Here is a 16,517-nt window from a genome sequence, read left to right on the forward strand (position 1 = left end):
TCCACGACGCGCGCCGCCGCGGCATGCGCCCCGTCATGCCGGCGCATCCAGCGCAAGGCGAGCCGTCGTCTCGATCCATCGATCCTCTCCGTTCCAGACGCGCTCGCGCAGCACGATCTCGTCCCGGCCGATGCGCACCACGACGCCATCGCGGCGGCCCAGACGCTGGCCGACCTGCAACGCCGCCACCATGCCATCGGCGCCATCCACGCGTATCACGCCGTAGGCGCGGCCCGCGCTATGCAGGCTGCCGACCATGCGGATCTGCTCCAGGGCATACGCCTCGAGCGGCTCGCGCGGACGCGCCGCGAGCGCATCGTCCGGCGGCGCGAATGACGGTGCGGCCAGCCGAGCGTAAGCGAAGGGGTCGATTGCCGCCGGATCGGTGTCGCCCGCATGGCGGGCGCCAAGCAACGGCAGGCGCAGCGCGACGTCCAGCGGCGCGGGCGTCCACGCCATCGAAGGCGGGGGCTGGCTTCCGGCTTTCCCGCGCGAGGTACGCGCCGCCCGCTGCTGCGCGGCGCGTTCTCCAACGTCGAGCGCCCGGTAGGCCAGCGCGACCGCCTCCATCGTCAACTCGCCGGCGTCCCTCCCGTCCCTGCCGTCCCCGCCGTCCTTGCGCTCCCTGCTTTCCCTGCCGTCCCCGCCGTCCTTGCGCTCCCTGCTTTCCCTGCCCTCCTTGGCGGCCGCCAACTGCATCGACTGCAGCGTCACCAGCCGAGGCAAGGCCGCGATATCGGCCAGCCAGGCCGCGATCTCGCGATAGCCGCCGTCGACGCGCAGCCTCAGCGGAATCCGGGCGAATTCCTCGCCTGCCTCCGCGGCCTGCGGCTGGAACAGCACGATCCGCAGCCCGCGGGCGGTGGCCAGCGCGCTCAACGTGACCAGCAGGTCGTCGATGCCGCCATGGTCGGGCAGATGGCGCTCCCGCCTCGTCAGCGCCTGCGTCAGTTCGGCCAGGCGCCGCCGCAACGGCTCGGCGCTCGCCGCCTCGGCCGCCTGTCGCCCGGCGGACTCGCGCAGCGCCGCGTGCTCGGCCTGCCGGCTGTCGAGCAAGTCCAGCTTGTCGCGCCAATGCCATTGCCAGCCGGCCGCCAGCACCGCGCAGGCGGCGAGGACGGGCCACAGCGGGGACCCTGCGGCAAACCCGCGCAGCGCTCCCGCATCGCGTTCGACCCACTGGCCAAGCCAGGATGCCGAGGCGGCCGGGCTCTCGTCTTCGTCATCCGGCGCCATGTGGGCTCCTGTCCGTCGGTGGCGATGTTGCCGTGGAGGCGCCAGTTCCAACCGCGCCCGCCCTGCCGGCCCTGCCTGCTCTGGCGGCCGTGCTTGCCGTGCTTGCCGCCGTGCTTGCCGTGCTTGCCGCGCTTGCCGCGCTTGCCGCGCTTGCCGCGCTTGCCGCGCTTGCCGTGTCGACAGGGCGATAGACCAGCCGCACCGAGAACGCAAATGCCGCTGTCGGATCGACGCCCGTGCCCGCCCCGACGGATGCCGAGCGCGACTCGATCAGTTCGGCGCGCGCCAGCCACGGCAACGGCGCGAGCTGGCGCACCAATGCCGCCACCCGCTCGTGATGGCGCGCCACCCCTTCGATCGTCACCGTGTCGTCCTGCTGGCTGACGCTGCGCAGATGGACGCCGCGCGGTACCTGGCGGGCCAGCGCATCGAGCAGTCGTGCGGGCCGGCCACGGTGGTGCAGCAGCGCATCGAGCGCGCCGCCGCGCCGGCTGACCGCCGCGATTTCCTGCCGCAGCCGGGCGGCCTGGCGCGCCGGCGCCTCCCATTGCCGCGCCCGCTCGGCCAGGGCGCGGTTGTCTGCCTCGACGGCCGCGATGCGGCGATCGAGCACATAGCCGCCGACCAGCACGGCCGCCCCGGCCACGCCGGCTGCGGTGCGCCAGCCTGGCCGCAGCGAGTCGGGCAGCCGCGCAAAAAGGGGCGCAAGCCGCGGCGCCAGATCCTTCAAATCCGGCGCCCGATCCCGGACCCATCGCGACGCCAGATCGCGCACCGATGGCGGCGCCAGACGCCGTGCCAGACGCGCCGCGCGATGCCATCCCCTCCGCCAGATTCCCTGCCCCCGCACGATGCCTCTCCCCTCGTCGATCCGGCACGGCGTTGAACTCGACGGCGCGATCGCGGCTCTAACCGGCGCTTCCACTGCTGACCGCCTGTCCGAAATCCGCCGCCCTGCCCTGCCCGTTTGCCTGCCCCGTTCTCGCCCATCACGCCGATCCGCGCCACGACCGACGACGCGCGCCTGCCGCACGCGTGCTGCCTGCATGGCCCCACGCGTCCCACACATCCCGCACACATGCGGCACACATGCGGTTCACATGCCGCCCGCATGCTGCCCGCACGCCGCACGCACGCCGGGATGGCGCGACGATGGACCGATTCTCGGCAGGCGGACATGGCACCGGCAATGCGAGGCCATGCCCATCGAGCCGGTTTTCGCAAGTCACGGCGCGATTGCGCTTGGGCCGCAGGCGCCCAGACTGATATGAGCGGCGACGATGAGCGGCGACGTTTTTTGGCCTTACATCTTGTAACAGCATGGATGCGCCCGCCACGGCACTACCCGCCCGGGAGCCGCGAAGGCGAGCGATATAATCCGGGCACCTCCAACTAGGTATTACCCAATGGCTACTGCACAACAGAAGCCGGCTAAACCGGCTCGCCGCCCGCTGTGGATACGCGCCAGCTACTGGGCGCTGGGCCTGATGGCCGCGGGTGTCGTCACGGTGGCCCTGCTGCTCGGCTACGCGCTTCTGGTGGCGGCGCCGAATCTGCCGTCGCTCGACACACTGACCGACTACCGTCCCAAGATTCCGCTGCGCATCTACACCGCCGACAACGTGCTGATCGGCGAATTCGGCGAGGAGCGGCGCAATTTCGTGCCGATCGCCGAGATCCCCGACGTGATGAAGAAAGCCGTGCTGGCGATCGAGGATGATCGCTTCTACGAGCATGGCGGCGTCGATTTCATCGGCGTGCTGCGCGCGGGCCTGGCCAATCTGCGCGGCGGGCTGTCGCAGGGCGCGTCGACTATCACGATGCAGGTCGCGCGCAACTTCTTCCTGTCCAGCGAGAAGACCTACACCCGCAAGATCTACGAGATGATGCTGGCGTACAAGATCGAGGCGAATCTGAGCAAGGATCAGATCCTCGAGCTGTACATGAACCAGATCTATCTGGGCCAGCGCGCCTACGGCTTCTCCAGCGCCGCGCGCGTCTACTTCGGCAAGTCCATCAAGGACGTCACCGTGGCCGAGGCCGCGATGCTGGCCGGCCTGCCGAAGGCGCCGTCGGCCTACAACCCGGTGGTCAACCGCAAGCGCGCCAAGGTGCGGCAGGAATACATCCTGCAGCGCATGCGCGACCTGGGCTATATCACGCCGCAGCAGTACGACGAGGCGGTGCACGAAGAGCTGAAGGTCCGCAACGAGGGCAACGAGTTCTCGACCCACGCCGAGTACGTGGCCGAGATCGTGCGCCAGCTGATGTACGCCCAATACCGCGAGGAGACCTACACGCGCGGCCTGACGGTGTACACGACGCTGACCAAGGCCGACCAGGACGCGGCCTACGAGGCGGTGCGCACCGGCATCATGAACTACGAGCGCAAGCACGGCTATCGCGGCCCCGAGGCCTTCATCGACCTGCCGTCCGATCCGGCCGAGCGCGAGCAGGCCATCGACGACGCGCTGGTCGAGCATCCGGCCAGCGACGACATGCGCTCGGCGGTGGTCACCGCGGCATCGAGCAAGCAGGTGCGCGCGGTGCTGCTGTCCGGCGAGGAAGTGGTGATCGAGGGCCAGGCGCTGCGCTATATCGCGCCGTCGCTGGCGGCCAACGCCCAGCCCAAGGTCAAGATCCGTCCCGGCGCGATCATCCGCGTGGTGCAGAACGAGAAAGGCGCGTGGTCGGTGGCGCAGCTGCCCGAGGTGGCGGCGGCCTTCATCTCGCTGAACCCCGAGGACGGCGAGATCCGCGCGATGGTCGGCGGCTTCGATTTCAATCGCAACAAGTTCAACCACGTCACCCAGGCGTGGCGCCAGCCGGGTTCGAGCTTCAAGCCCTTCATCTATACGGCCGCGCTGGAAAAGGGCTTCTCGCCGGCGACCGTGATCAACGACGCGCCGCTGTCGATCGGCCCCGATACCGGCGGCCAGGTGTGGGAGCCGAAGAACTACGACGGCCGCTTCGAAGGCCCGATGACGATGCGCCGCGCGCTGGCCAAGTCGAAGAACCTGGTGTCGGTGCGGATCCTGCGCGCGATCGGCACGCAGTATGCGCAGGAGTTCATCACGCGCTTCGGCTTCGATGCCGACAAGCATGCGGCCTACCTGCCGATGGCGCTGGGCTCGGGCAGCGTGACGCCGCTGCAGATGGCGGGCGCCTATTCGGTGTTCGCCAACGGCGGCTATCGCATCAACCCGTACCTGATCCAGCGGGTGGTCGACGCGCGCGGCAACGTACTGTCGGAGACCAAGCCGCAGCGCGCCGGCGAGGACGCGGTACGCGTGCTCGACGCGCGCACGGCCTTCATCGCCGACAGCATGCTGCGCGACGTGGTGCGCACCGGCACCGCCTACAGTGCCAAGCAGCGCCTGGGGCGCAACGACCTGGCGGGCAAGACCGGTACCACCAACGACGCGGTCGACGCCTGGTTCGCCGGCTATACGCCGAAGCTGGTGGCGGTGGCCTGGATGGGCTACGACCAGCCCAAGAGCCTGGGCGTGCGCGAGACCGGCGGCGGCCTGTCGCTGCCGATCTGGATCAGCTACATGTCGAAGATGCTCAAGGGCGTGCCCGAGAGCCCGGACCGCCAGCCGCCGGAAGGCGTGGTCATGGTGGCCGGCGACTGGACGCTGGAAGAGAATGCCGGCGGCGCCGGCGTGGCCTCGGTGGGCCTGGGCGATCCGTGGCCCGGCAAGGCGCCCGATCCGGGCGCGCCATCGCCGGCGGATCTGGAGCAGGAAAAGCGCCGCATCCTGGAGATGTTCGGCGGCGGCTGATGCGGCCGACCGATGGCAAGACGCGATCGCACAACGCCCTCGCAAAAGCGCGATCGCACAACGAAAAGGCCAGCCCGATGGGCTGGCCTTTTTGCTTGCCACGGGGGCAGGTATGCGGTTATGCGGTTATGCGGTTGTGCCGATACGCCGCTATGCGGAAAATCAGCCCAGCGTCAGCGCGGTCCCGGCCTGCTGGCTCAGGTAGCGCGACAGCGCCTGGTACAGCTCGGTGCCCTCGCGCGTGTCGACCCAGCGCTCGCCGTCGCGGCGGAAATGGAAGCCGCCGGCGCGCGCCGCGACCCACAGTTCCTGCATCGGCGCCTGGCTGTTGATGATGATCTTCGAGCCGTCCTCGAACTCGAGCTCCATCACATTGCCGCTGCGGTTGATTTCGATATCGGCGTCGGCCGAATCGGCGGCCTGCTCGATCGCGCTTTCCAGCCGATCCAGCTCGCCGGTCGCCAGCGCCAGGAACTCGCTTTCGCTCAAAAGGGACATGCTACACTCCAAGACCGCCAGCCGCGGCCGGTCCCTGCCGGGACCCGTTCCGGGCTGATGCATTGTTCTGCGGGCCGATCCGGGCGCCGACCCGAGTGCCCGCGGGCACCGTTGCCCGGCCCCGGCTGCTCCGGTCCGCCTCCCGTTCGACCCCTGTTTCCAAGGACGACCCGATGTTGCGTCGTGTTGCGATTGTAGCGGCGTTTGCCGCCGGCCTAGCGATGCCCCTGCTCGGCGGATGCGGCATTCGCGGGCCGCTGGTGATGCCGCAGCGCCCGCCCGCGCCGGTGCAGCCCAGCGTCCCCGATCCCGGCCTGTCGCAGCCGGACGCCGCGCCGATGCCCGCGCGCACGCCGGCGGCCCGCACGCCTTCGTCCTTCGCGCCTGCGTCCGCTCCTGCGGCCCCTGCCGCCCCTGCCGCTCGATAACATGACCGCATTTTTCCATCGATGCGACGGCGCCCTCGCCGTCGAACAGGTGCCGCTCGCGCGTATCGCCGAGCAGTTCGGCACGCCGACCTACGTCTATTCGCGCGCGGCGCTGACCGCCGCCTACCAGGCCTACGCCGCCGCCTGCGCGGGCCATCGCGCCCGCGTGCAATACGCGATGAAGGCCAATTCGAATCTGGCCGTGCTGCAGGTGTTCGCACAGCTTGGCGCGGGCTTCGACATCGTCTCCGGCGGCGAGCTGCAGCGCGTGCTAGCGGTGGGCGCCGATCCGCGCAAGGTCGTGTTCTCCGGCGTGGGCAAGTCCGAGGCGGAAATGGAACTGGCGCTGGCGCACGACGTGCTGTGCTTCAACGTCGAATCGATTCCCGAGCTCGACCGCCTGAACGCGGTCGCCGGCCGCGTCGGCAAGCGCGCGCGCGTGTCGCTGCGGATCAATCCGGACGTCGACGCGCGCACCCATCCGTATATCTCCACCGGACTCAAGGGCAACAAGTTCGGCATCGCCTTCGACGACGTGCTGCCGACCTACCGCGCGGCCGCCGCGCTGCCGCACCTGGAGATCACCGGCATCGACTGCCATATCGGTTCGCAGATCACCGAGGTCTCGCCCTACATCGAAGCGCTGGACAAGGTGCTCGACGTGGTCGAGGCGCTCGAGCGCGAAGGCATCGTGCTGTCGCATATCGATGTCGGCGGCGGGCTGGGCATCACCTATGACGACGAGACTCCACCCGATATCACCGGCTTCGCGCGCACGCTGCTCGAGCGCGTGGCGCAGCGCGGCCACGGCCATCGGGAGGTCCTGTTCGAGCCGGGCCGTTCGCTGGTAGGCAATGCCGGCGTGCTGCTGACGCGCGTCGAATTCCTCAAGCCCGGCGAGGCCAAGAACTTCTGCATCGTCGATGCGGCGATGAACGACCTGGCGCGCCCGGCAATGTACGAGGCCTTCCACCGCATCGAGCCGGTGGTGCCGCATGCGGGCGAGGCCGTGACCTATGACGTCGTTGGGCCGGTGTGCGAATCGGGCGACTGGCTGGGCCGCGATCGCGCGCTGGCGGTCGCACCCGGCGACCTGCTGGCCGTGATGTCGGCCGGCGCCTATGGCTTCGTGATGAGCTCGAACTACAACACTCGTGCGCGCGCGGCCGAGGTGATGGTCGACGGCGAGGCGGTGCACCTGGTGCGCGCCCGCGAGCGCGTCGAGGACCTGTTCCGCGACGAGAAGCTGCTGCCGCGCTAAGGCGCCGACGACTGCCGCGCGACTACTGCCGCGGCTACTGCCGCGACTGCTGCGGCGACGACTGCCGCGAGGATTCCCTCGGCGCGGCAGCAGTGGTAGCGGCGCGCGCCGTCCCGCGCCACCACCACCACAGCCGCGCGCCGAGCAGCGCCGCCACCACGGCGGCGTAGATCGACACCTCGCCGAAATCGTTCTTGCCGGCCTTGTGCCACCAGTAATGCAGGATCGCCAGCACCGCGATCGCATAGATGCTGCGGTGCAGGGCCTGCCAGCGGCGGCCGCCCAGCCGCCGCACCATCGCATGCGTCGAGGTCGCGGCCAGCGGCACCATCAGCACGAACGCGGCAAACCCCATCGTGATGAACGGACGCTTGAACACGTCCTTGGCCATATAGGCCAGATCGAAGCCGCGGTCCACGCCGAGCCACAGCATGAAATGCAGCGTGCCGTAGAAGAAGGCGAACAGGCCCAGCAAGCGCCGTATCCGCAGCAGCCAGTTCCAGCCGCTCAGGCGCCGCAGCGGCGTCACCGCCAGCGTCGCGCACAGCATCACCAGCGTCCAGGTGCCGGTGGAGCGCGTGACGAATTCCAGCGGATTGGCGCCGTACTGGCCGGTCGCGCCCAGGTACACGAGCCGTGCGAACGGCAGCAGCGCCAGTACCCAGATCAGCGCCTTCAGCGCGCGCAGCCGCGCCGGCGGCAGCGTGCCGGGCGTGGCGGCGGAACGGCGGGCGCCTGTCGGCGACGCTGCCTGCGCGGCGGCATGGGTCGCGCCCGGGGGCGCGGCAGGCGTCGTGTCGGTGGAAGGCATGCGGCGGCGTAGGCGAACGTTGGCGGAGGCTGGGCAGACCCGGGCTGGCGTCCTAGAAGAACTTGCGCAGATCCATGCCCTGGTACAGCGAGGCGACCTGCTGCGCATAGCCGTTGAACGGCAGCGTCTTGCGCTTGGGCGCGAACAGCGCTGCGAAGCCGCCGCCCTTGTCGTCGCCGATGCGGCGCTCGGTGGCCTGGCTCCAGCGCGGATGATCGACTTCCGGATTGACGTTCGAATAGAAGCCGTACTCCTGCGGCGCGGCCAGGTTCCAGCTGGTGGCCGGCTGCTTGTCGACGAAGCGGATCGCGACGATCGACTTCGCGCTCTTGAAGCCGTATTTCCACGGCACCACGATGCGCACCGGCGCGCCGTTCTGGTTCGGCAGCACCTCGCCGTACAGGCCGAAGGTCAGCAGGGTCAGCGGATGCATGGCCTCGTCCAGGCGCAGGCCCTCGCGATACGGCCAGTCAAGCACCGGGCTGCCGAGCCCCGGCATCTGCTTCTTGTCGGCGAGCGTCACGAATTCGACGTACTTGGCGCTGCCCAGGGGTTCGGCGCGCCGGATCAGTTCGGCCAGTGGAAAGCCGACCCACGGAATCACCATCGACCAGCCCTCCACGCAGCGCAGCCGGTAGACGCGTTCCTCCATCGCCGCCATCCGCATCAGGCCGTCGATGTCATACGTCTTCGGTTGCCGCACCAGCCCTTCGACCTTGACCTGCCACGGACGCGGCCGCAGCGTACCCGCATTGCGGGAAGGGTCCGATTTGTCGGTGCCGAACTCATAGAAATTGTTGTAGGTGGTGACGTCCTCGTAGGGCGTGCGCTTGTCGGTCACCACGTAGCCGGGATTGGGCGTGGCGGGCAGCTTTTGCCCGCGGCCCGGCTGCTGCGCCAGCGCCTGGCGCGCGGCCCACGGTGCCAGCGTGCTGCCGGCCGCGCCGGCCGCGACCATCGCCAGCCAGCGCCGGCGCGCGGCGAACGCTTCGGGCGGCGTGATCTCGCTGGACGGAATGTCGTCGCCGCGCAGCCATTTCGGAGAGGGAATCCACATCGTCGTTCCTTGCTTGGCGGAGCACCGGCGCGCCGGGCGGTCCCACGGATCGCGCCGGGCCGGCACAGTTTGGACCGGCCGGCCGGCCTTTGGTGCGGCGGGCCGCGGCGCCCGTCGCCGATGGCTTATGGCACCGCCTTACGTCGCCGCGGTACGTCACCGGGTCAGGGCACCGGGTCACGTCACCGCGTTACGGCACCGCGTTAAGTCACCTCACGGCGTGGCGATGTGCCAGACGTTCATCACCTTGTCGCCGGTGCGGTCGCCCGGCTTGGTGTCCTTGGCGAAGCGGTACAGCGGCTTGCCGCGATAGGCCCACTGCCGGCTGCCGTCGTCGCGCGTGATGATCGTGTACTGGCCGGTGGCCGAGGTGCCGGGCTGCGCCAGCAGCGGGGGCCAGTTGACCGCGCATTGCCCGTTGCAGACGCTCTTGCCGCTGCCCGCGGTATCGCGGTCGAAGGTGTACAGCGTCAGGCCTTGCGGGTCGGTCAGCACGCCGTTGCTGACCTTGACGGTCGGCGGCATGTTGCCGCTGGTGCTGGCCGAGCTGCTGGCGCTGGCACTGCTGCTGCCCGAGCCCATCCCCATGCCGGAACAGGCGGTCAGCAGGATGGCGGCGGCGACGGTGACGGGAAGGCCAAGACGACCGGAAGCGGTAAGGCGCGAGAGGGCCATGATGTCTGTCTCCAGGAAAGGTCGGCGCCGCCCACCGGCGCCGTGTTTCCCAGTAAACACCCTCAGGCGCCGCTTTATTCCCTTTCCAATCAAAAAAACCTGCCCGAAAGGGCAGGTTTCCTCGCTTCCACGCAGTAAAAGCGCGCTTCAGATCACAACGATCACAATTCGCCGTAGCTGTGCAGCCCGGACAGGAACATGTTGACGCCAAGGAAAGCGAAGGTGGTGATCAACAGCCCGATCAGCGCCCACCACGCCGCCATCGCGCCGCGCAGGCCCTTGATCAGGCGCATGTGCAGCCAGGCGGCGTAGTTCAGCCAGACGATCAGCGCCCACGTTTCCTTCGGGTCCCAGCTCCAGTAGCCGCCCCAGGCCTCCGCCGCCCACAGCGCGCCCAGGATGGTGGCGATGGTGAAGAAGGCGAAGCCGACCGCGATCGCCTTGTACATCACGTCGTCGAGCAGCTCCAGCGCGGGCAGGCGCTCGGCCAGGATGCCGCGCTGCTTCAGCAGGTAGGCCACCGCGACCATCGCGGCCAGCGCGAAGGTGCCGTAGCCGATGAAATTGGCGGGCACATGGATCTTCATCCACCAGCTCTGCAGCGCCGGCACCAGCGGCTGGATCTCGTGCGCATCGCGGCTGACCGTGTACCACAGCAGGAAGCCGACGGCCGCCGACACCACCAGCATCACGAACGGGCCCAGCGCGCCGGTGCGGTAGCGGCCCTCGTAGTACAGGTGGAACAGCGTGGTGATCAGCACGAACAGCACGAACACTTCGTACAGGTTCGACACCGGGATATGGCCGATATCGGGGCCGATCAGGTAGGACTCGTACCAGCGCACCAGCATGCCGGTAAAGCCGAGCACCACCGCCGCCCAGGCCAGCTTGTGGCCGATGCCGTAGCCGGTCTGCGAGCGCGCCAGCAGGCCGCCCCAGTAGAACAGCGTCGACAGGAACACCAGCGCGCACATCCACAGGATGGCCGACTGGCTCGACAGCAGGTACTTGAGCAGGAAGGCTTGCTCGGCGCGCGCCAGTTCACCGTGGTAGAGCTGCACGGCCAGCAGCGCCAGCACGGCCAGGCCCGCCATCAGCGCGCGCACCGGCTTCCAGTGCCAGCCCAGCAGCGCGAAGGTCGGCACGGCGCCGATCAGCACCGCCTTGTCGTAGCCGTCCATCCACTGGCCGTAGCGGGCCAGGCCGATGCCGGCGCCGACCACGAGCAACAGCGCGTAGAGCCAGTCCAGCCACGACAGCCGGCCCAGGAACGAGGGCTCCAGGTATGAGGTGTCCACTGCCGCCGGGGCGTGCCCTTCGTTCGCCGTGGGGTTGGCGGGGGCGTGCAGCTTGGAAGAATTGGAAGACATGACGAAATCCCTACCGTGTCGCCGGCGCCGCGGGCGGCGCGTCCTGCGCTGCCGCCGCGGCACGCTGCACGTCCTCGCGCAGCGCGGCGAATTCCTTCTCGAAGTCCAGGGTGCGACGCTGGGTCGACATTGCCATCAGCACGTGGCTGCCGGCGGCGCGTGGCACGCCATCGTCCGGCGCGGCATCCTGGGCCGCATTCGGCTGCGCATCCTTGACCCAGACCCACACGCGGCGCTCGCGGATATAGAGCATCGCGAACACGCCCAGCACCAGCAGCAGGCAGCCAAGATACACGATGTTCTTGCCAGGCGCACGGGTCATCTGGAACACGCTGGCCTTGACCTCCTGGAAGTCGTCCAGCTGCAGGAACACCGGCGCGACGTAGAAGAAACTGTCCGACAGCGCGTTGATCGCCTGCTGCAGGAAGGCACCGCTCTGCGCGCTGTTGGCGACCACCGGCAGGTCGGCGCGTTCGCGCGCGAGCTGCCACAGCTCCCACATCGAGCCGTTCAGGATCTTCAGCAGCACGTCGGCGGCCTTCTGCTGTTCGGCCTGCGGCACCGAGCGCTCGAGGAAGGCCGCGATCGCGGCGAAGCCGCCCGGCGGCGCATCGGCATCGTGCCGCGCCGCACCGGCGAACAGGTCCAGTGCGCGGCGCGCGCTCTCGGCCAACTGCGCCCGCACCTCGGCCTTGTCGTCGCCCGGCATCGACGCCAGCGCGAAACGGCGGGCGGCCTCGCCGCGCAGTGCGCTGTCCTGCAGCGCCGCGCGCAGCCGCATCCAGTCGGCCACGCTGCCCTGCTCGTCGGCCGGAATGCGCAGATAGCGGAACGGCTCGTTCGGCGTTTCGCGCGTGCCGGCGAGGAACACCGACTGGCCGTCGAGCTGGACCGGCACCATGTAGTTGTGGAATTCACGTGCCTGGCCGTTGCGGTCGCGCAGCTTGTACTGCACCGATGGGCCGACATTGCGCAGCTGCTTCTCGCGCTCGGGATTGGCGGCCGCGCCCAGGCGCGCCTCGATGCGCTCGTTCAGCGGGCGCGTCGCCACGCCGCGCGCATCGGCCTTGCCCGAGGCATCGGTCACGTTCTCGATGTTCATCAGCCGGAAGTCGCTGAACTCGACCGCCAGCCCCTGCGCATCGACCGCGGTGCCGGTGCCCTGCAGCGGCGCGCTGTTGCCGACCGTGCCGGCAAACGGGAAGGACTTCGCCGAGCTGCCCTGCATCGGATAGCCGACGAACTTGAGCCGCGAGCCGCCGTCCTCGAAGCTGGACTGGTAGATCGCGATGCCGTCGACGATCAGCGGCTCGTTGACCTTGATGGTGGCGGCGGTCTGCTTGCCGGTGGCGCGGTCCGTGACGACCACGTCCGAGGCGAACAGCTTCGGCATGCCGGTCGAGTAATGCTCGATGATGAATTTCTTCAGCGTCAGCGTGAACGGCAGGTCCTGCACCAGCGCGCCGTCGGCAACGTTCAGGATCGCGGTCGACACGGTCGCGCCCTCGGGTACGAAGGCGTTGCCGCGAAAGCCCGGGTTGCTGCTGGAGAGCCGGTGCTGCGGCGGAATCTCGTTGATCACCGCGTTGCCGCGGATCGGCGTCTTGCCGCCGAACCACATCTGCGCGCGGATCAGCATGTCGCCATCGAGCAGCCCGCCGATGCAGATCACCACGATCGCCGCGTGCGCGAGGATATAGCCGAGCTTGTTGGCCGCGCCGGCCTTGGCCGCCAGCAGCGTGGCGCCGTCGTGCTCGACCTGGCGCACGCGATAGCCACGGTTGGCCAGCAGCGCGCCCAGGCGCTGCACCGCGCCGGCGCGCGACGGCGCGGCATCGAACTCGACGCGGTGGTGGAAGGCGCGCAGGCTGCGCTCGCGCACATGGTCCTTCCACGAGCGCATGTCGGCCACCATCTTCGGCGCATTGCGGACCAGGCACAGCGAGGTCGACACCACCAGGAAGGCCAGGATCAGCAGGAACCACCACGAGCCGTAGACCTTCTGCAGCGATAGCGCGTGGAACAGCTCGGCCCAGAACGGGCCGAACTGGTTCACGTAGTTGGCGTACGGCTCGTTCTGCTTGAGCACGGTGCCGATCACGCTGGCGATCGCGATCACCGACAGCAGCGCGATCGCAAAGCGCATCGACGAGACCAGCTCGACGGTATCGCGCAGCAGGCGGTGGGGGGTCTTCAGGCGCAGGCCCGAAGTGGAAGCGGTCGGCATGGCAGGAAAGGCTGAAGGCGCGGGGCGCAAAAGACAAAGAGGGAGGCGCGCTGACGCGGGCCACCCTCTTCGATTATCGCCGGTCCGGTTGGTTGCGCCCCCGCACCGCGCCGGCGAGGGCCGGCCGGCCCGGGGCTACCGGTGAGCTTAGCGCAGGCCGGCGACGTAGTCCGCCACCGCCTTGATCTCGGCATCGGACATCCGCGCCGCGACCTCGGCCATCACCGCGTTGTTCTTGCGGCCGCCCTGGCGGAAGGCCACCAGCTGGGCCTCGGTGTACTCGGAGAACTGGCCGCCGATGCGCGGATACTGCGCCGGGATGCCGGCGCCGGCCGGCCCATGGCAGGCCGCGCAGGCGGGAACGCCCTTGTTGGCGATGCCGGCGCGGTAGATCTTCTGGCCCAGCTCGATCGTGTCCTTGTTCTTCGCGCTGGCGGGCTTGAGCGTCTGGCGGGCCAGGTAGGCGCCGACGTCGCGCATTTCCTGGGCGGTCAACTGCGAGGCGATCGGCGTCATGATCGGGTTGTTGCGCACCTTGGCCTTGAAGTCGGCCAGCTGCTTGTCGCTGTATTCGGGATGCTGCGCGGCCAGCTTCGGATTGACCGCGGCGCCGCTGTTGCCGTTGGCGCCGTGGCAGCTCAGACAGGCGGGAACATTGCGATCCGGCGCGCCCTGCGTGTAGAGGGTCTCGCCCTTGGCCGGGTCCGCCTTGACGGCGGCTTGCTCGGCGGCCGAGGCCAGACCCGTGAAGGCCGTTGCCGGCAAGGCCAGTGCTACGACAGCCACAAGTTTCGCAATGCCATTCATTCGCACACCTTGTCTGAATTGTTTTGAATTCGCTATCGCGTGCCGGTCAGCCTCCGGCCTGCGGTGAGGACGCGCATTGGGGCGAAAAGACGGGACAGACCCGTTGGCAGACCACTGCCGGCCGGCAATATCAGGTCATGCCGGCCGCCAACAAGGCCAAAAGAACGTCGAACGCCACCCGGCCGGGAGGCCGTTAACCGCGGTATTGTACAATAAATCGCTTCTCGGATAGACGCTTGGCGCACTCCCGCGCGGGCCTCCCCGACCCTGCCTCTCCCTCATGTCTCTCCTACACCAGGCCCGCTTCTTCACCACCGTCAACCATCTGCGCGACCTGCCGGCCACCGCCGTGCCCGAGGTCGCCTTTGCCGGACGGTCCAATGCGGGCAAGTCGACCGCCATCAACGTGCTGTGCAACCAGAAGCGGCTGGCGTTCTCGTCCAAGACCCCCGGCCGCACGCAGCACATCAATTTCTTTGCAGTGGCGCCGGTCAAGGCACCCGATCCGCTGGCCTTCCTGGTCGACCTGCCGGGCTACGGCTACGCACAGGTGTCGGGCTCGGCCAAGTACCACTGGCAATCGCTGCTGAGCGACTACGTGCAGGCCCGGCAGCAGTTGGCCGGGCTGGTGATCATGATGGATGCGCGCCGGCCCTTCACCGATCTCGATTGCCAGATGGTCGAGTGGTTTCTGCCCACCGGCAAGCCGATCCATGTGCTGCTGACCAAGGCGGACAAGCTAACCAGCAGCGAGAATGCGCTGGCGCTGCGCGAGACGCGCCGCGTGCTGGCGGACTATGCATCCCAGCTGGAGAACCCGCCCTTGCTGACCGCGCAGTTGTTCTCGAGCCTGAAGCGCCGCGGCATCGAGGAGGCGCAGCGCCATATCGCCGGATGGCTGGGGCTGCCCGAGGCGCAGCCTGCCGCGGCGCCGGCGACCAACGATGCACCGGCGGCCGCTGCATCGCCAACGGACGATGCAGCGCCGGAGGCCGCCGGCGACGACGCGCCGGACAGCACGCCTCCCGGCGAGTCCGACCGCAAGCCGGGCGGCGACGGCACCCCGTCGTAAGCGAGCGCGCAAAAAAAACCCCGCTGCAAGCAACGGGGGGGAATATTCCCGCCGCGAGGCGGGTACCCGCTCAGGGAGGAGTAGCGGGGGACCTCGCGCCACGCACGGGGCGCAACGCAAAGGGTCCGCGAGTATGATAGCGGGCACGCACAAAAGTTTAGTTTTTTATTGGACGCGGGACGCCGCCGCCCGGCAGGCCAAGCCCCTGCCACATCCGGTCCCTTCGCCGTGACGCTGCGATCGCCCAGGTATCGTGGCCGGCCGCGCTCCGCCGTCCCCCTGACTGACGATCCCACCATGTCGACCTTCCCCGAATTCCGCCCCCGCCGCATGCGCCGTGACGACTTCTCGCGCCGGCTGATGCGCGAGCACCGCCTGTCGCCGGACAACCTGATCTACCCCGTGTTCGTGCTCGACGGACAGGGCCAGCGCCAGACCGTCGCCTCGATGCCGGGCGTCGAGCGCGTGTCGGTGGACCTGCTGCTGCCGGTGGCCGAGCAATGCGTGCAGCTGGGCATCCCGGTGATCGCGCTGTTCCCGGTCATCGATCCCTCGCTGAAGACGCCCGACGGCATCGAGGCGACCCGCGACGACGGACTGATCCCGCGCGCGGTGCGCGCGCTGAAGGACCGCTTCCCCGAACTGGGCGTGCTGACCGACGTCGCGCTCGACCCGTACACCAGCCACGGCCAGGACGGCGTGCTCGATGCCGACGGCTACGTGCTGAACGAGGAGACCGTCGAGATCCTGGTGCGCCAGGCGCTGACGCAGGCCGCGGCCGGCGTCGACATCGTCGCGCCGTCGGACATGATGGACGGCCGCATCGGTGCCGTGCGCAATGCGCTCGAGGATGCCGGCCACATCCACACCCGCATCATGGCGTACTCGGCCAAGTACGCGTCGGCGTTCTATGGCCCCTTCCGCGACGCGGTGGGCTCGGCCGCCAATCTGGGCAAGGGCAACAAGATGACCTACCAGATGGATCCGGCCAACACCGACGAGGCGCTGCGCGAAGTCGCGCAGGACATCATGGAAGGCGCCGACATGGTGATGGTCAAGCCCGGCATGCCGTATCTGGACATCGTCCGGCGTGTCAAGGACGAGTTCCGCTTCCCGACCTACGTCTACCAGGTCAGCGGCGAGTACGCGATGCTGAAGGCGGCCGCGCAGAACGGCTGGCTCGACCACGACAAGGTCATGATGGAATCGCTGCTGGCGTTCCGCCGCGCCGGTGCCGACGGCATCCTGACCTATTTCGCCCTCGACGCCGCCCGCCTGCTGGCGCGCTGA

13 protein-coding genes are annotated in these 16,517 nt (G+C 69.0%); 4 read left to right on the plus strand and 9 right to left on the minus strand.

The features are described 5' to 3' along the window. Nucleotides 1–33: 33 nt before the first annotated feature. Both F1599_RS06855 and F1599_RS06860 read right to left on the minus strand, forming a co-directional pair. Nucleotides 34–1,236 carry a pilus assembly protein PilP gene (locus tag F1599_RS06855; protein ID WP_150082620.1) on the minus strand — a complete coding sequence of 401 codons (1,203 nt, stop codon included), beginning with the start codon at nt 1,234–1,236 and terminating at the stop codon, nt 34–36. Further along, entirely contained in the window at nt 1,223–2,161 is a 939-nt protein-coding gene (locus F1599_RS06860) for a PilN domain-containing protein (RefSeq protein WP_150082621.1), read from the minus strand. Before F1599_RS06860 ends, F1599_RS06855 begins: the two co-directional genes overlap by 14 nt. Before the next feature lie 481 nt (nt 2,162–2,642). Here F1599_RS06860 and F1599_RS06865 point away from each other — a divergent pair, with 481 nt between their 5' ends. Then, complete coding sequence (locus F1599_RS06865) at nt 2,643–5,021, plus strand: penicillin-binding protein 1A (protein ID WP_149319729.1); 2,379 nt, start codon at nt 2,643–2,645, stop codon at nt 5,019–5,021. 162 nt (nt 5,022–5,183) lie between these two features. Here F1599_RS06865 and cyaY read toward each other — a convergent pair whose 3' ends face one another. Continuing rightward, a complete protein-coding gene (gene cyaY, locus F1599_RS06870) occupies nt 5,184–5,519 on the minus strand; it encodes an iron donor protein CyaY (RefSeq protein ID WP_149319730.1) in 336 nt (111 codons plus the stop codon). Between the two features lie 429 nt (nt 5,520–5,948). Between cyaY and lysA the strand changes: the two genes are divergently transcribed. After that, nucleotides 5,949–7,208, plus strand: a complete 1,260-nt coding sequence (gene lysA, locus F1599_RS06880; protein WP_150082622.1) for a diaminopimelate decarboxylase — start codon at nt 5,949–5,951, stop codon at nt 7,206–7,208. Nucleotides 7,209–7,242: 34 nt separating this feature from the next. Here lysA and msrQ read toward each other — a convergent pair whose 3' ends face one another. The 6 genes from msrQ to F1599_RS06910 all read right to left on the minus strand — a co-directional run bounded on the left by msrQ (nt 7,243) and on the right by F1599_RS06910 (nt 14,155). After that, nucleotides 7,243–8,019, minus strand: a complete 777-nt coding sequence (gene msrQ / locus F1599_RS06885) for a protein-methionine-sulfoxide reductase heme-binding subunit MsrQ (RefSeq protein ID WP_150082623.1) — start codon at nt 8,017–8,019, stop codon at nt 7,243–7,245. A 52-nt stretch (nt 8,020–8,071) separates the two neighbouring features. Then, the gene (msrP, locus tag F1599_RS06890; protein ID WP_150082624.1) at nt 8,072–9,076 is read right to left on the minus strand and encodes a protein-methionine-sulfoxide reductase catalytic subunit MsrP; all 1,005 of its coding nucleotides are present in this window, start codon (nt 9,074–9,076) and stop codon (nt 8,072–8,074) included. 213 nt (nt 9,077–9,289) lie between these two features. Next, nucleotides 9,290–9,751 (minus strand): COG4315 family predicted lipoprotein, encoded by a 462-nt coding sequence (locus tag F1599_RS06895; RefSeq protein WP_150082625.1) that lies wholly within the window; start codon nt 9,749–9,751, stop codon nt 9,290–9,292. Nucleotides 9,752–9,912: 161 nt separating this feature from the next. Further along, nucleotides 9,913–11,121, minus strand: coding sequence for a c-type cytochrome biogenesis protein CcsB (gene ccsB / locus F1599_RS06900; RefSeq protein WP_223819518.1), 1,209 nt, complete (start codon nt 11,119–11,121; stop codon nt 9,913–9,915). 10 nt (nt 11,122–11,131) lie between these two features. Further along, a complete protein-coding gene (locus F1599_RS06905) occupies nt 11,132–13,348 on the minus strand; it encodes a cytochrome c biogenesis protein ResB (RefSeq protein ID WP_150082626.1) in 2,217 nt (738 codons plus the stop codon). A 147-nt stretch (nt 13,349–13,495) separates the two neighbouring features. Next, on the minus strand, nt 13,496–14,155 hold the full coding sequence (locus F1599_RS06910; RefSeq protein WP_149319737.1) for a c-type cytochrome: 660 nt from the start codon (nt 14,153–14,155) through the stop codon (nt 13,496–13,498). A 280-nt stretch (nt 14,156–14,435) separates the two neighbouring features. Between F1599_RS06910 and yihA the strand changes: the two genes are divergently transcribed. Both yihA and hemB read left to right on the plus strand, forming a co-directional pair. Continuing rightward, nucleotides 14,436–15,227 carry a ribosome biogenesis GTP-binding protein YihA/YsxC gene (yihA, locus tag F1599_RS06915; protein ID WP_223819519.1) on the plus strand — a complete coding sequence of 264 codons (792 nt, stop codon included), beginning with the start codon at nt 14,436–14,438 and terminating at the stop codon, nt 15,225–15,227. Nucleotides 15,228–15,524: 297 nt separating this feature from the next. Then, nucleotides 15,525–16,517, plus strand: coding sequence for a porphobilinogen synthase (gene hemB / locus F1599_RS06920; protein ID WP_150082627.1), 993 nt, complete (start codon nt 15,525–15,527; stop codon nt 16,515–16,517).

Source organism: Cupriavidus cauae, from assembly GCF_008632125.1.
Lineage (GTDB): Bacteria > Pseudomonadota > Gammaproteobacteria > Burkholderiales > Burkholderiaceae > Cupriavidus > Cupriavidus cauae.

Excerpts from the sequence above, each read along its gene's own strand:
- F1599_RS06895 (WP_150082625.1), bottom strand. The coding sequence starts at position 9,751 with ATGGCCCTCTCGCGCCTTACCGCTTCCGGTCGTCTTGGCCTTCCCGTC.
- msrP (WP_150082624.1), bottom strand. The coding sequence starts at position 9,076 with ATGTGGATTCCCTCTCCGAAATGGCTGCGCGGCGACGACATTCCGTCC.
- yihA (WP_223819519.1), top strand. The coding sequence starts at position 14,436 with ATGTCTCTCCTACACCAGGCCCGCTTCTTCACCACCGTCAACCATCTG.
- F1599_RS06910 (WP_149319737.1), bottom strand. The coding sequence starts at position 14,155 with ATGAATGGCATTGCGAAACTTGTGGCTGTCGTAGCACTGGCCTTGCCG.
- hemB (WP_150082627.1), top strand. The coding sequence starts at position 15,525 with ATGTCGACCTTCCCCGAATTCCGCCCCCGCCGCATGCGCCGTGACGAC.
- F1599_RS06865 (WP_149319729.1), top strand. The coding sequence starts at position 2,643 with ATGGCTACTGCACAACAGAAGCCGGCTAAACCGGCTCGCCGCCCGCTG.
- ccsB (WP_223819518.1), bottom strand. The coding sequence starts at position 11,121 with ATGTCTTCCAATTCTTCCAAGCTGCACGCCCCCGCCAACCCCACGGCG.
- F1599_RS06855 (WP_150082620.1), bottom strand. The coding sequence starts at position 1,236 with ATGGCGCCGGATGACGAAGACGAGAGCCCGGCCGCCTCGGCATCCTGG.
- msrQ (WP_150082623.1), bottom strand. The coding sequence starts at position 8,019 with ATGCCTTCCACCGACACGACGCCTGCCGCGCCCCCGGGCGCGACCCAT.
- cyaY (WP_149319730.1), bottom strand. The coding sequence starts at position 5,519 with ATGTCCCTTTTGAGCGAAAGCGAGTTCCTGGCGCTGGCGACCGGCGAG.
- F1599_RS06905 (WP_150082626.1), bottom strand. The coding sequence starts at position 13,348 with ATGCCGACCGCTTCCACTTCGGGCCTGCGCCTGAAGACCCCCCACCGC.
- lysA (WP_150082622.1), top strand. The coding sequence starts at position 5,949 with ATGACCGCATTTTTCCATCGATGCGACGGCGCCCTCGCCGTCGAACAG.